Annotated in this window: 11 protein-coding genes and 1 pseudogene; 5 read left to right on the plus strand and 7 right to left on the minus strand. The window is 64.4% G+C overall.

The window, feature by feature from the left end; all coding sequences use genetic code 11:
• Both betC and betI read right to left on the minus strand, forming a co-directional pair.
• Nucleotides 1-1,477, minus strand: a 1,477-nt coding sequence (gene betC, locus Q0L57_RS26420) for a choline-sulfatase (RefSeq protein ID WP_296746023.1), incomplete at its 3' end; no start/stop codon positions are given.
• Nucleotides 1,474-2,064 carry a transcriptional regulator BetI gene (betI, locus tag Q0L57_RS26425; RefSeq protein ID WP_296746024.1) on the minus strand — a complete coding sequence of 197 codons (591 nt, stop codon included), beginning with the start codon at nt 2,062-2,064 and terminating at the stop codon, nt 1,474-1,476. The genes betC and betI, both read right to left, overlap by 4 nt.
• 189 nt (nt 2,065-2,253) lie before the next feature.
• Here betI and Q0L57_RS26430 point away from each other — a divergent pair, with 189 nt between their 5' ends.
• Together Q0L57_RS26430 and Q0L57_RS26435 are read left to right on the plus strand one after the other, a co-directional pair.
• Nucleotides 2,254-3,420: an acetyl-CoA acetyltransferase gene (locus tag Q0L57_RS26430; RefSeq protein ID WP_296746025.1), complete on the plus strand. Its 1,167-nt coding sequence runs from the start codon at nt 2,254-2,256 to the stop codon at nt 3,418-3,420.
• A gap of 48 nt (nt 3,421-3,468) precedes the next feature.
• The gene (locus tag Q0L57_RS26435) at nt 3,469-4,473 is read left to right on the plus strand and encodes an asparaginase (RefSeq protein ID WP_296746026.1); all 1,005 of its coding nucleotides are present in this window, start codon (nt 3,469-3,471) and stop codon (nt 4,471-4,473) included.
• On the opposite strand, the gene Q0L57_RS26440 is transcribed toward Q0L57_RS26435, so the two are convergent.
• Nucleotides 4,470-5,846: a TIGR03808 family TAT-translocated repetitive protein gene (locus Q0L57_RS26440; protein ID WP_296746027.1), complete on the minus strand. Its 1,377-nt coding sequence runs from the start codon at nt 5,844-5,846 to the stop codon at nt 4,470-4,472. The genes Q0L57_RS26435 and Q0L57_RS26440 overlap by 4 nt on opposite strands.
• 103 nt (nt 5,847-5,949) lie before the next feature.
• On the opposite strand from Q0L57_RS26440, the gene greA reads away from it, so the two are divergent.
• Entirely contained in the window at nt 5,950-6,432 is a 483-nt protein-coding gene (gene greA / locus Q0L57_RS26445) for a transcription elongation factor GreA (protein ID WP_296746028.1), read from the plus strand.
• Nucleotides 6,433-6,441: 9 nt separating this feature from the next.
• Here the strand turns inward: greA and Q0L57_RS26450 are convergent, their stop codons facing one another.
• From Q0L57_RS26450 to Q0L57_RS26460, 3 genes are read right to left on the minus strand one after another with little or no spacing between them, the layout of a single operon-like run.
• Nucleotides 6,442-6,669, minus strand: coding sequence for an AbrB/MazE/SpoVT family DNA-binding domain-containing protein (locus Q0L57_RS26450; RefSeq protein WP_296746029.1), 228 nt, complete (start codon nt 6,667-6,669; stop codon nt 6,442-6,444).
• Nucleotides 6,670-6,729: 60 nt separating this feature from the next.
• Nucleotides 6,730-8,853 (minus strand): methylmalonyl-CoA mutase, encoded by a 2,124-nt coding sequence (gene scpA, locus Q0L57_RS26455; protein ID WP_296746030.1) that lies wholly within the window; start codon nt 8,851-8,853, stop codon nt 6,730-6,732.
• A complete protein-coding gene (locus Q0L57_RS26460) occupies nt 8,850-10,292 on the minus strand; it encodes a methylmalonyl-CoA mutase family protein (protein ID WP_296746031.1) in 1,443 nt (480 codons plus the stop codon). The genes scpA and Q0L57_RS26460 overlap by 4 nt, the downstream gene beginning before the upstream one ends.
• Before the next feature lie 249 nt (nt 10,293-10,541).
• Between Q0L57_RS26460 and Q0L57_RS26465 the strand changes: the two genes are divergently transcribed.
• Nucleotides 10,542-12,065, plus strand: coding sequence for a helicase HerA-like C-terminal domain-containing protein (locus tag Q0L57_RS26465; protein ID WP_296746032.1), 1,524 nt, complete (start codon nt 10,542-10,544; stop codon nt 12,063-12,065).
• 21 nt (nt 12,066-12,086) lie between these two features.
• Here the strand turns inward: Q0L57_RS26465 and Q0L57_RS26470 are convergent, their stop codons facing one another.
• Entirely contained in the window at nt 12,087-13,091 is a 1,005-nt protein-coding gene (locus tag Q0L57_RS26470) for a LacI family DNA-binding transcriptional regulator (protein WP_296746033.1), read from the minus strand.
• Nucleotides 13,092-13,387: 296 nt separating this feature from the next.
• Between Q0L57_RS26470 and Q0L57_RS26475 the strand changes: the two are divergent.
• Nucleotides 13,388-14,034, plus strand: a pseudogene (locus Q0L57_RS26475) (sterol desaturase family protein); the annotation flags it as partial.

Below are 14,034 nucleotides of genomic sequence, written 5' to 3' on the forward strand. Positions count from 1 at the left end.
GATTGCGCATGTAGCGTTCCGACGCCTTTTGCAGCGGCTGGAACTCCCATGGGTAGTAGCTGCCGTTGCGCAGCGCGGGATAGACGACCCAGCGGCGCGCCTGGCTTTCGCGCACGGCTGCGTCGAAGCTCGCCATGTTCCAGCGCGCATGGACCTTTTCCATGAACGCCGAGACCAGATCGACGTGATCCGGGTCTGCGGCGAGGTTGTCGAGCTCGCGTGGATCGGCATCGAGGTCGAAGAGCTGCGGCGGATCCAGTTCGCAATGGACGAATTTATACTTGCCTTCGCGGATCGCCACCATCGGCGCGTAGGAGCCTTCGGCCGCATATTCCATCAGCACCGGCGCCGAGCGCTGCTTGCCGGCAGCAAGCGGCAGCAGCGATTGGCCGTCCGTCCATGCCGCGATCCCGCTCATGTCGATGCCGGCGAGGTCGCAAAGCGTCGGTGCCACGTCGAGATTGGAGACGGGCGCGCCGATCAGCCCGGCCTTGATGCCCTTGCCGGCCATCATCAAAGGCACCCGCGCGGCACCCTCGTAGAAGCACATTTTGAACCACAGGCCGCGCTCGCCCAGCATGTCGCCATGGTCGGAGCAGAACAGCACGACAGTATCGTCGAGCATGCGCGTGCGTTCCAGCACCGACAGCAATTCGCCGACCTTGTCGTCGAGATAGGAGATGTTGGCGAAATAGCCGTGCCGCGAGCGGCGGACCTGCTCCGGCGTGATATCGAAGCTGTCGTAGTCGGACGCCTTGTAGAGCCGTTTCGAATGCGGGTCCTGGCTGTCGTAGGGAATAAAGCCGACCTCCGGCCCCAGCGCCGGGCAGTCCTCGTAGAGGTCCCAGTATTTGCGTCGCGCGACGTAGGGGTCGTGCGGATGGGTGAAGGAGACGGTCAGGCACCAGGGTCGGCGCGCGGCATCGTCCGAGACGCGGGCGAATTCGTAGAGCTTCTGCGTCGCATGGAAGGCGACCTCGTCGTCATACTCCATCTGGTTGGTAATTTCGGCGACGCCGGCGCCGGTGACGGAGCCGAGATTGTGGTACCACCAGTCTATTCGCTCGCCGGGTTTGCGGTAGTCCGGCGTCCAGCCGAAATCGGCCGGATAGATGTCGGTGGTCAGCCGCTCCTCAAAGCCGTGCAACTGGTCAGGCCCGACGAAATGCATCTTGCCGGAGAGCACCGTGTGATAGCCCGCGCTGCGCAGGTGATGCGCATAGGTCGGGATCGAGGAGGCGAACTCGGCCGCGTTGTCATAGACTTGCGTGCGCGACGGCAACTGGCCGCTCATGAAGGAGGCGCGGCCCGGCGCGCAGAGCGGCGAGGCAGTGTAGTTGTTGGCAAAGCGTGCCGAACGCGCGGCGAGCGCCTTGAGATGCGGCGCGTGCAGGAAGTCGGCCGGGCCGTCCGGGAAGAGCGTGCCGTTGAGCTGATCGACCATGACGATCAGGAAATTGGGTCGCCGGGTCGTCAAGGCAGGCTCCGTCCGTTGAGCTTGGTTTCGAGATAGTCCTCGACAAGCGCGATCGCGGTTTGCGCGTCCGGCACGCCGTCCTTCAACGCGCGCCGGATATAAAGCCCGTCGATCAGCGCCGCCGTAGCTTCGGCCACGCGGTCGGCTTCCGCCCTCGGCAGGATGCCGGTCAGCCCGCTCATCAGGTTGGAATTGAGCCGCCGCGCATAGATGCGCAGCAGCCGCCGCAGGTCGGACGACTTCTGCGCCTCGACATAGAATGCGAGCCACGCGGCGATGATCTCGGCCTGGAACTGCCCGTCGGAGAAGCTCACGGCGACGACGGCCGAGACGCGTTGGCGTGGCGTGGCAGTGAGGCGAAACGCGCGCCGCGTGTCGGCGTTGAGCTCGGCAAGGATGTGCCGCATCGTCGCGAACAACAGTTCGTCCTTGGCGCCGAAATAGTGATGCGCCAATGCCGAGGACACGCCGGCGCGGCCGGCGATCTCCGACATGGTCACGTCCAGCGAACCGCGCTCGCCGATCGCGGAGATCGTCGCGTCGATGAGCGCCTTGCGGCGCAGCGGTTCCATTCCGATTTTCGGCATTTAGAGGATCCGGTTCGATGACAGGTTATTTTTTATTGACGCATCAATCAACAAAAAATCGACCACGGATCAACTGAACGTGTGACCCTGGCCCATCGCGGAAATCTGGAAAACGGTTCACTATTGAACAATATTGAATCGCGTGCCGCGAACAGCATGTGCTAGGCTCAGCGGCAAATGGAGGCTGCAATGACCGCATGCATCGTCGGCTGGGCGCATTCACGCTTCGGCAAACTCGAAGGCGAGACGCTCGAGGGCCTGATCACCAAGGTAGCGGTCGACGCGCTCGACCATGCCGGCATCGGTCCGGACGATGTCGACGAGATCGTGCTCGGCCACTTCAACGCCGGCTTCTCGCCGCAGGATTTCACCGCGAGCCTTGTGCTGCAGGCCGATGACCGGCTGCGCTTCAAGCCGGCGACGCGCGTCGAGAATGCCTGCGCCACCGGCTCGGCCGCCGTCAAGCAGGGCATCCGCGCCATCGACGCGAACGCCGCCCGCATCGTACTGGTGGTCGGCGCCGAGCAGATGACGACCACTCCGGGACCGGAGATCGGCAAGAACCTGCTGAAAGCTTCCTACCTCCCGGAGGACGGCGATACGCCGGCCGGCTTCGCCGGCGTCTTCGGCAAGATCGCGCAGGCCTATTTCCAGCGCTATGGCGACCAGTCGGACGCGCTCGCCATGATCGCGGCCAAGAACCACAAAAATGGCGTCGAAAACCCTTATGCCCAGATGCGCAAGGATTTCGGCTACGAGTTCTGCCGCCAGGAGAGCGAGAAGAACCCGTTCGTCGCCGGGCCGCTGAAGCGCACCGACTGCTCGCTGGTCTCCGATGGCGCTGCAGCGCTCGTACTCACCGACACGTCGACCGCGCTGAAGATGCGTCGCGCCATCACCTTCCGTGCCAATGAGCATGTCCAGGATTTCCTGCCGATGTCGAAGCGCGACATCCTCTCCTTCGAGGGTTGCGAGCGGGCGTGGGAGCAGGCGCTGAAGAAGGCCGGGGTCACCCTCGACGATCTCTCCTTTGTCGAGACCCATGACTGCTTCACCATTGCTGAGCTTATCGAGTATGAGGCGATGGGCCTGGCCAAGCCCGGCGAGGGCGCGAAGGTGGCGCTGGACGGCACAACCGCGAAGGACGGCCGCCTGCCGGTCAATCCGTCGGGCGGGCTGAAGGCCAAGGGCCATCCGATCGGCGCCACCGGCGTGTCGATGCATGTGCTGACAGCCATGCAACTCACCGGCGAGGCCGGCGGCATTCAGGTGCCGGGCGCAAAACTCGGCGGTATCTTCAACATGGGTGGCGCGGCGGTCGCCAACTACGTTTCCATCCTCGACCGGATCAGGTAGAAGCGGCCCGCGTTAAAGCGGCGTCTCCGGACGCATGCGGGAGGCATCATGGCGAATCCGGTTCTGGTCGAAGTCACGCGCGGCGCGGTGGTCGAAAGCGCCCATCGCGGAGCGGTTTGCGTCGTCGATGCCGACGGCAAGATAGTCTGGGAAATCGGCGACACCGCGCGGCCCGTCTTTCCCCGCTCTGCCGTGAAAGCAATCCAGGCCCTGCCGCTGGTCGAATCGGGTGCTGCCGACGCCTACGGCTTCGGGGACCGTGAACTGGCGCTGGCCTGCGCCTCGCATTCGGGCGAACCCGAACATGTCGAGCTGGCGACGGCCATGCTCGCCAAGGCCGGGCTCGACAAGGCGGCGCTCGAATGCGGCGCGCATTGGCCGTCCAACCACGACGCCACGATTGCTCTGGCGCGTGCCGGCGGTTCGCCGAACGCCTTGCACAACAACTGCTCCGGCAAGCATTCCGGCTTTCTGTGCACATGCGTGCACAGTGGCATTCCGCATAGGGGCTACGTGAAGGCGGGCCACCAGTTTCAGGAAATGGTGCGCGACGCGATGCAGTCGGTGACCGGCGCCGCGCACGACGTCGACCATTGCGGCACAGACGGCTGCTCCATTCCGACTTATGCCGTGCCGCTGAAGAGCTTCGCGCTGGGTTTTGCCCGCATGGCGACGGGCAGGGGCTTTGCGCCGGAGCGCGCCAGGGCGGCGAAGCGGCTGCTCTCGGCCTGCATGGCGGAACCCTTCCTGGTCGCCGGCACCGGCAAGGCCGACGTCGCGCTGATGCAGGCCGCTCCCGGCCGCATCTTCGTCAAGACCGGCGCCGAGGGTGTCTATTGCGCGGCTCTGCCGGAACTCGGGCTCGGCATTGCGCTGAAATGCGATGACGGCGCCGGCCGCGCCGCCGAGGTGATGATCGCGTCGGTCCTGGCGAAACTGCTCCGGTCGGACGAGACATTGGCCGCCAAGCTGATCCAGCTTGCCCATCCGCCGGTCGAAAGCCGGGTCGGCGCCAAGGTCGGCACGCTGCGGCCGACGGCGGTGCTGAATTAGCTGACCCTGTTCCGCTCCACTGTGAGATGCGCATAACCGGTGTCGGTTGATCGGGCGAGATCCCCTGTGACCGGATCGGCCCAGCGTTGGCCGACGATGGCGCCGTTCTGCGTGCCGTCGATGACGTTGTCCGAGATGACCGCCGTGCCGGAACCTTCTACGACGGAAACGACGATGCCGGTGCCGGCCTTGCGGATGATGTTTCCCGTCGCCACGACATTGCGCAAATAGGGGCCCCAGCCGAGCTGCATGCCATAGAGCGGCGCGTTCTCGACCACGTTGCCTGAAACCGTGGTGTCGGCCTCGGCGCTGATGCCGACGCCAAAACCAGGCGGGTCGGCGGTGTAGGGGCCGACTGTCGTGAGGTTGCGCACGATGTTGTTCGAGCACACGGCCATGCGGCCGCCTTCGTTGAAGTTGACGATCGAAATGCCGTTCGCGGCGCCGTCGACCAGATTGTTGCTGAGGATCGCGCCCTCGAAGGAGAATTCCGAATAGATCCCGGTCTCGCCCGAGCGTGAGCAGGTGTTGCCGGTGATCTGCAGATTGCTGGAACTGTTGGCGCGGATCGCCGAGAACGCACAGTCCGAGACGATATTGCCGCTGATGATGACATTGCCGGCGCGGAAGGCGTTGATGCCGTTGCCGTTCTGGCCGGTGCCGCCGCTCCTGGCGCCGATCCGCTGCACACGGTTGCCGCTGACGATGGTGCCGTCTTCCGCAGTCTGCCAGCGATGCACGAGGATGCCGCCATTGGCGCAGTCCGAAACCGTATTGTCCGAAATCTCCAGCCCGCCGGCCTCGACGGAATAGATGCCGGCATCCGCGGCGCCGGAAATGTCGGTGCGGCCGATGCGGCCGGAAACATGCTCGAGCGCCAGGCCATTCTTGCCGCTGCCGGTCAGCTGGCAATTGTCGATCACGAGATGGGCGACGCGACGCAGATCGAGCAGGCCCTGCGTGTAATCGGCCAGCCAGCGGTTGCTTCCGTCGAGGACCAGCCCGCTGAGCTCGATATGCTCGGCCTGTTCGGCCATCATCAGGTGTCCGTTGCCGCCATAGACGATGCGGGTGGCGCCGGGCACGCCCGACAAGCGCACGCGCGCCGGCAGCTTCAAGTTGGAGACCAGATAGGTGCCGGGCGGCAGGAACACCGGCGCGTTTCGGTCGCTGGCCTCGGCCAGCATCTTGGCGAAAGCCTTGCTCTGGTCGTCGAGCGCGCCCGGCTGCACGCCGATTTCGACCGCGTTGATCGAACCGCGCATCGCCGCCATCTCGATGCCGGGCAGCACCTTGGCCGAGGCTTTGCCGAGCCAAAGCCCGGCGGCGGCGAGGCCAGCGGTCTGGGCAAGCAGGGTTCGTCTGTTCAACATCGGCACAGGTCCTGGCGTTCGCCTGGCCTGTCGCAGGAATCGTGCCAACGGATGCGTCGGCAAATAGCTTGTGCAGTGGCCGCGCCGGGCCTAAGTTCATGCGATGAGCAGAGCTTTTACCCGCGAAGAAGACAGCGAAAACGCCATCGCCGGTGTCGGCGAGCGTCCGGTCAGCCAGCACCGCAATCTGGTGACCGAGCGCGGCCTGGCGATGATCGAGGACAATCTGGCCGATCTGCGCGATATCCTCGCCAAGGCCGAGAGGAAGGGCGACCGCGAGCGCATCGCCGTGGTGTCGCGCGACCTGCGCTACTGGACCGCGCGGCGGGAAAATGCCGAGCTGTCGGTGCCCGAACCTGGCAGCGACGTGGTGCGCTTCGGCATGGGCGTCACGCTGGAAGGCGATGACGGCAAGAAGGTGCATTGGAAGATCGTCGGAGAGGACGAAGCCGATCCGACGAAGGGCAGCATTTCCCATGTCTCGCCGCTGGCGGTTGCGCTGTTCGGCAAGAAAGTCGGTGACGTCGCCACCGTCAACGGCAAGGAGTGGGAAATCACCAAGCTCTCGGACAAGGCCGAGAACTAGTCGAGGCCTCTACTTTGCCAGCTTCTGCAGTGCGTATTCGTATTTGTCCATGACATCGCGAGCGGCATTCATCTGCGTTTCGTGCTTGTCACGGATCGGTCTCAGAATGACGCCGTCGTTGGTTTCGATGGCCTGAAGCTCATCGCCAATACGAAGGTTCAAGCTGTCCAGCATCTCGGGTGGCACGACCACGGCTCCTGATCCGTCCTCGAGCCTATGGATGATCGTCTTGAACATTGTCGCGCCTTGGTTGTGTCTGTCTTGATAGAACAACCTTGTGACCGGTTAGGCAAGCCTTCACTGATCAGCCAGCAAGCGATCCATCAGCCGGTCCGCCGCTTCCGGTATCACCGTGCCGGGCGGGAAGATCTCCGCGGCCCCGGCCTGCAGCACCGCATCAAAGTCCTGAGGCGGAATGACGCCGCCGGCGACGATCAGCATGTCGCCATGGCCCATCTTCTTGAGCGCTTCCTTCAGTTCGGGGATCAGCGTCAGATGTCCGGCCGCGAGCGATGAGGCGCCGATGATGTCGACATTGTGCTGAACCGCCAGCTTCGCGATCTCGTCCGGCGTCTGGAACATCGGCCCGACCGTGACATCGAAGCCGAGATCGGCAAACGCGCTGGCGATCACCTTCTGCCCGCGATCGTGGCCATCCTGGCCCATCTTGGCGACCAGGATGCGTGGCTTGCCGCCTGATTTCTTCTCGAACGCTTCGATCTTTTCCTGCAGCCGGTCGACGGTCGGATTGTCGCCGAGCGCGTCGCGATAGACACCCGAAATCGTCTGCACCGTGGCCGCGTGGCGGCCGAACACTTTCTCCAGCGCCAGCGAGATTTCGCCGACGGTGGCATTGGCGCGCGCGGCGCGGATCGCGAATTCCAACAGGTTCTCGCCGCTCTCGGCCGCGCGGGTCAGCGCCGCGAGCGCGTCCTCCAACGCCGCCACCTCGCGCGTGCCTTTCAGCCGCTGCAGTTTCGCCAATTGCCTGGCCTTCACCTCGGCATTGTCGATCTTCAGCACATCGACCTCGATATCGGCTTCCGGCCGATGGGCGTTGACGCCGACCAGCACCTGTTCGCCGGAATCGATGCGAGCCTGGGTGCGTGCCGCCGCTTCCTCGATGCGCAGCTTCGGGATACCCTTCTCGATCGCCGCCGCCATGCCGCCGAGGCTTTCCACTTCCTCGATATGGGCGAGCGCGCGGGCCGCGAGATCATGCGTCAGCCGCTCGACATAGGCCGAGCCGCCCCACGGGTCGATCATGCGCGTGGTTCCGGATTCCTTCTGCAGGATGAGCTGCGTGTTGCGGGCAATGCGCGCCGAATGGTCGGTCGGCAGCGCCATCGCCTCGTCGAAGGAATTGGTGTGCAGCGACTGCGTGTGCCCCTGCGTTGCCGCCATCGCCTCGATCATCGTGCGGGTGATGTTGTTGTAAGGATCCTGCGCCGTCAGCGACCAGCCGGAGGTCTGGCAATGGGTGCGCAGCGACAGCGAGCGCTCGTCCTTGGGCGAAAAATTCTGCTTCATCAAGCTCGACCACAAGAGTCGCGCCGCCCTGAGCTTGGCCACCTCCATGAAGAAGTTCATGCCGATCGCCCAGAAGAAGGAAAGGCGGGGCGCGAAGCGGTCGATGTCCAGCCCGGCGGCAACGCCGGCGCGCGCATATTCGATGCCATCGGCGATGGTGTAGGCGAGTTCGAGGTCGGCCGACGCCCCGGCTTCCTGCATGTGATAGCCGGAGATCGAGATCGAATTGAACTTCGGCATGTTGCGCGACGTGTAGGCGAAGATGTCCGACACGATCCGCATAGAAGGCTTCGGCGGATAGATGTAAGTGTTGCGGACCATGAACTCCTTCAGAATGTCGTTCTGAATGGTCCCGGCCAGATCTTTCTGCGCAACGCCCTGTTCTTCCGCGGCCACGATGAACAGCGCCAGGATCGGCAGCACGGCGCCGTTCATGGTCATCGACACCGTCATCTCGTTGAGCGGGATGCCGTCGAACAACTGCCGCATGTCGAGGATGGAATCGATTGCAACGCCGGCCATGCCGACATCGCCGGCGACGCGCGGATGGTCGCTGTCATAGCCGCGATGAGTGGCAAGGTCGAAGGCGACCGACAGGCCCTTCTGGCCGGCGGCGAGGTTGCGCCGGTAGAAGGCGTTGGATTCCTCAGCCGTCGAGAATCCGGCATATTGGCGGATCGTCCAGGGCTGCTGGACATACATCGTCGGGTAGGGCCCGCGCACGAAAGGCGGCATGCCCGGATAGGTGTCGAGATCGGCGAGCCCCTTGAGGTCGGCCTGGCTGTAGAGATGCTTCACGGCGATGCCTTCCGGCGTCATCCGCTGGCCTTTGAGGTCGGTTGGCGCGCGGCGCGGCGCTGACCATGCGATCTGGCTGAAATCCGGGATCATGATCCGGCTCCGATCGACTGGTCGATGCGTACGGGAAACAGCGGCTCGCAGGTCGCGACGCCTTCCGTAAGCGCGGGTCGCCGCTCCGCAGGCAAGGTCTCGACCGGCCGCTCGTTGGCCACGCGATAAAGGGTCGTGCCGACGATACCGCGTTCGCCCGCGCGGTATTCGGCGTTGCGCTTGGCAGCGGCGGTCTGGACACGGTTCTGGATATAGCCTTGCTGCAGGCTGGCGAGCACGCCGCCTTCGGCCTCAATGCGCTGGAATTCCTGCCATGCTGCGGCGCACAGGTCATTGGTCAAAGCTTCGACAGCGCCGGAGCCGCTGACGGGATCGGCGACATGGTAGAGATGGCTTTCATGCGCCATGAGCAACTGCGCGTTGCGGGCGACGCGGCGCGCGAAACCGGCCGGCAAGCCATGCGCGATTGTGTGGGGCAGGATGGAAATCGAATCGGCGCCGCCGGTGGCCGCGGCGAACGCGGCGATCGCCGTGCGCAGGATGTTGGTCTCGGGATCGGCCATCGTCATCATGCGATAGGAGGTCTCGGCATGGACGTTCGCCGTCGTGGCCGGGATCGAGCAGGTCTCCTGGATGCGGGCCCAGAGCTTGCGCAGCGCCCGCACCTTGGCCATCGACAGGAACTGGTCCTGGTCGACGCTGAGCGCGAAGCCGATATGCGGCGCGGCATAGACGAGCGGCTGGCGGGCTTTCTCGAACATTCTCAGATAAGAGACCGCCGAGGCGACCATTGTGCCGAGCTCCTGCGCCTCGGTGGCGCCGGCATTGTGGAAAACGCGGCCGTCGGCTTCGAGCAGCACGCCCGGCACGCCCATCGAGAAGAAATGCGCCAGCGATTGCGGCATCGATTCCTGCAGCGCCTCGATCGAGGTGCGCAACCGGCCGGTTCCGGCGAAGATCGCAGCCGGGTCGATGCCGAAGGAAAGGTTGAGCTTCGTCGGATCGGAGCGGCGCCTGGTGAGGAAGGCAAGCAGCCAGTCGGCGACCGCACGGCTCCATGGGTGCGCGTCGATGCGCACCTGCACGCGGTTGAGCGGCACGCCGTCGAGCACAGTTTCCAAGGCCTCCGCGGTGCGCGGCAGACCGTAGCCGAAGGCGTTCGGCGCGCCCTCGAACACCAGCGACAGGCCGGTCGCGCCCTGGGCGATGTCTTCCAGCGCCTGGGCGCTGGCCCGCGCGATATCGGGATCGTCGACGCGCTGGCTGACGATCCAGGGCGACTTCGGATTGGTCCGCAGCAGCGGCTCGGCTGCGGCCGAGCGTTCGCTGAGCGGCTCGATGCGGATGCCGTCATCGGTGTGGGAAACGAGCTTTTCCTCGAAAGACCCGCCCGCAAGCGCCTTTTCCGCCAGCGCCAGCCAGCGCTTGGCATCCGGGCTCGGAAGGTCGACATCCCTGGTCAAGGCGCCGGCGCCCATCGCTGTCCTCGTTTTCTCCGCCGCATCGGCCGGTCAAGCCAATCTAGGGCCCTCGGCCGGATATCACAATGCGGCAACCACTCCCATCGCCTCACGGCCAGGCAATCGATTGCCAAACATGCGCACGATCCGCAAGCTTCGAAAGCGCAAATTCGACCGTCGGCATTGTCGCTCGGCGACAGCGTTACTATACCTCGCGAAGAGACCTTGAGCATTTTTGGATAGATCATATTGCGGAGACCGGACCTAATGGCTGAGGAAACCAGCATTTTCATCGGCGCCAGCCGTAAGCCAGACGATTCTTACCAGCGGCCCGAGGAGCTCCTGCTGCGCTACGGCAATCGCCACGGCCTGGTCACGGGCGCCACCGGCACCGGCAAGACGGTGAGCCTGCAAGTGATGGCCGAAGGCTTCTCCAGCGCCGGCGTGCCGGTCTTTTGCGCCGACATTAAGGGCGATCTCTCCGGCATCGCCATGCCGGGCGAAGCCAAGGATTTCCTGGTCAAGCGCGCCGAGCAGGTGAGGCTCGATCCTTATCAGTTCGAGGACTTCCCGGTCATCTTCTGGGACCTGTTCGGCGAACAGGGCCATCCCATACGCGCCACCATTTCCGAAATGGGGCCGCTCCTGCTCTCGCGGTTGATGAACCTCACGGACGCCCAGGAAGGCGTCATGAACATCGCCTTCCGCATCGCCGACGAGGAAGGCCTGCTGCTTCTCGATCTGAAGGACCTGCAGGCGCTGCTTGCCAACATCGCCGAGCGCTCCGACGAGCTCAGCGCCCGCTACGGCAACGTCACGAAACCGTCGGTCGGCGCCATCCAGCGCACGTTGCTGGTGCTTGAGCAGCAGGGTGCTGCGCATTTCTTCGGCGAGCCGGCGCTACGCATTGCCGACATCATGCGTACCACGCGTGACGGCCGCGGCGCCGTCAACGTTTTGGCCGCCGACAAGCTGATGATGAACCCCAGGCTCTACGCCACGTTCCTGCTCTGGCTGATGTCCCAGCTGTTCGAGGAACTGCCCGAGGTCGGTGACCTCGATCGGCCTAAGCTGGTCTTCTTCTTCGACGAGGCGCATCTGCTGTTCGACGACGCGCCGAAGGTGCTGATCGACCGCGTCGAGCAGGTGGTGCGACTGATCCGTTCCAAGGGCGTCGGCGTCTATTTCGTCACCCAGAACCCTCTCGACATTCCGGAAAAGGTGCTGGCCCAGCTCGGCAACCGCATACAGCACGCGCTGCGCGCCTATACGCCACGCGAGCAACAGGCGGTGAGGACGGCGGCCGAGACGTTCCGGCCCAATCCGGACTTCAACTGCGCCACAGCCATTACCCAGCTCGCCACCGGCGAGGCGCTGGTCTCGATGCTTGAGGACAAGGGCGTGCCGTCGATGGTCCAGCGCACGCTGATCCGCCCGCCATCCTCGCGCCTCGGGCCGATCACGCCGGAAGAGCGTCGCAAGCTGATCGCGGAGAGCCCAGTTGCCGGCCAGTACGATCAGATGATCGACCGCGAATCGGCCTTCGAGATACTGCAGAAGAAGGCGATGGAAGCGCAGGGGCAGGCGAGCGGCGGCTCGCGCTGGACGATCCCCGGCTTTGGGGACGATTCCGAGGCGCAGTCCGGCGGCCGGCGCGCGCCGTCGCCACGCCCCTCCAATCGTCAGACGGTGACCGAGGCCGCGATCAAGTCGGTCGTGCGCTCGGTCGGCTCGTCGGTCGGCCGCGCCATCGTGCGCGGCATTCTGGGCAGCCTGACCAAGGGACGATAGGGCCGGGCAGTCCGCAGGCCGTCAGATGTTCTCGCGCGTGTAGATGTCGAAGGGCAGGATCGCGGTCAGGCTGCCTGCCTCGCCCGGAGCCGAGACGGCCCGGACCATGCCTGCCAGCGCCTCTTGCGCAATCCTGGCGAGCGGATGCGAGATGACGAAGGTCAGCGTGCCGTCGAGCAGGGCGGCGCGCGTGACGTCCATCAACTCGTAGCCCACCACGATGAGCTTGCCGGCCCGGCGCGTCGAGCGAAGCGCCGCGATCGCCCCGGTGATGCCGCCGCCGGCGACATAGAGGCCGGACAGATCCGGATGATCGGTCAGCAGCTTCTCGGTCATCTCCTGCGCCACGGCCCGGGATTCGTATGTCAGCAGCGGTTCGAGCAGGGTGAAGCCTGGCGCGTGCTCGCGAAAATACGAGCGGAAGCCGCTCTCGTTCATTTCCTGGCAGCGATAGCGGTGGTTGCCAACGAGGATGCCGAGCTTGCCGGGCTCGCGGCAGAGATGCTCGAACGCCCAGGCCGCGGTGCGCCCGACCTTCCAGTTGTCCAGCCCGACATAGTGGATCTCGCCCGTCGCCGAAATCTGCGAGATCAGCGCGAAGACCGGCACGTTGCGGGCCTGCAGCGTGTCGACCGCCTGGACGACGAGAGGATGAACGGCGGCGACGACGCCGAGGGCGTCGCATTCCTGGCCGAGCGCGAGCATGCGCGAGGCAATGTGCTGCGGTGAAAGGTCGTCGAGGAATTCCGTCCGCACCTCTATCTCGCAATCGGCAATCACACCGGCGCTCAGGCGCAGGGCCTCGGCCACATTGTGGTAGAAGGCTCGGCCGGGCTGATGCAGCAGGAAGCCGAACCGGTAGCGCGGCCGGGCCGCGGCCACGCGGCTCCTGAGCGCGCCCATGCCGTAGAAGCCGATCTGCTGGGCCGCCAGCATGACGCGCTCGCGCGTGCCTTGCCGGACGGCTTCCGAACCGCTCAGGACGCGGTTCACCGTCGCGACCGAAACCTTTGCTTCTTGTGCCACATCTCTGATCGTCGGGCGCTTCCGCTGATCCATTTCATCTCATCCAAGTTTCAACCATGATACGAAAATATCATGAAACAGGTAGCTTTGACACGAATGATACAAATGTTTTGGAACAAACATTCTATTCTTGATTCATTTTGGATCAAGATGATTATTGGAACAACGCAAGCAAGGCGGCACCGCCGGCTCACGGATAGCTAAAGCAAAGCAGAAGCGCTTCGATCTCCCGCCTGAAGCCGGAGGCAGCCCTTCCGCGCGGCCATCCCTGCCGTCGTTGCGGAAGGAGGCTGTTGATGGACGATCTCGGATATGGCGTGCGCGACAAGCGCGGCGACTGGAAGCCCAACGGGCGCCTCGAGGTCGCGCCCTTCTGGACACCGCCAATTCGGTTGCCGAAGATTCTCGCCTGGCTGCCCGGCTACTTCTGGCCGTGGAATGCCTTCCACATGGCCACCGCGCTGCTCTACTGGTTCTACGTCGTTCCGAGCGTCGAGACGATGAAGACCATCAGCTGGGGCTGGGCGCTCTGGCTCTACGCCGTCAACGCCGCCGCGATCTTCGTCTTCTACGGCATTTTCGAGTTGCGTTATTACGTCCAGCGCGCCCAGGCGACGCGGTTCAAATACAACCACAAATTCCCGGGCGACACGCCGTCGGACGTCTTCTGGTTCCAGAGCCAGAACCTCGACAATTTCCTGCGCTCCTTCTTCGTCACGATCCCGCTATGGACGGTGGTGGAAGTCATCCTGCTGTGGTGCTTCGCCAATGGTTACGTGCCGTGGGTGAGCTGGCACGACCATCCCGTCTATCTCGCCGCGCTCGTCCTGCTGGCGCCCGCCATCCACGAAGTCCATTTCTTCTTCATCCACCGCCTTATCCATTGGGGGCCGCTCTATCGCTGGATCCATTCGGTCCACCACAATTCGATCAACCCGTCGCC

It is taken from the genome of Mesorhizobium sp. (assembly GCF_024509055.1).
GTDB lineage: Bacteria > Pseudomonadota > Alphaproteobacteria > Rhizobiales > Rhizobiaceae > Mesorhizobium.

Bases quoted from the DNA above. Each gene is read 5' to 3' on its own strand.
- Q0L57_RS26460 (WP_296746031.1), bottom strand. From the start codon at position 10,292: ATGGGCGCCGGCGCCTTGACCAGGGATGTCGACCTTCCGAGCCCGGAT.
- greA (WP_296746028.1), top strand. From the start codon at position 5,950: ATGAGCAGAGCTTTTACCCGCGAAGAAGACAGCGAAAACGCCATCGCC.
- scpA (WP_296746030.1), bottom strand. From the start codon at position 8,853: ATGATCCCGGATTTCAGCCAGATCGCATGGTCAGCGCCGCGCCGCGCG.
- Q0L57_RS26465 (WP_296746032.1), top strand. From the start codon at position 10,542: ATGGCTGAGGAAACCAGCATTTTCATCGGCGCCAGCCGTAAGCCAGAC.
- Q0L57_RS26430 (WP_296746025.1), top strand. From the start codon at position 2,254: ATGACCGCATGCATCGTCGGCTGGGCGCATTCACGCTTCGGCAAACTC.
- Q0L57_RS26450 (WP_296746029.1), bottom strand. From the start codon at position 6,669: ATGTTCAAGACGATCATCCATAGGCTCGAGGACGGATCAGGAGCCGTG.
- Q0L57_RS26440 (WP_296746027.1), bottom strand. From the start codon at position 5,846: ATGTTGAACAGACGAACCCTGCTTGCCCAGACCGCTGGCCTCGCCGCC.
- betI (WP_296746024.1), bottom strand. From the start codon at position 2,064: ATGCCGAAAATCGGAATGGAACCGCTGCGCCGCAAGGCGCTCATCGAC.
- Q0L57_RS26435 (WP_296746026.1), top strand. From the start codon at position 3,469: ATGGCGAATCCGGTTCTGGTCGAAGTCACGCGCGGCGCGGTGGTCGAA.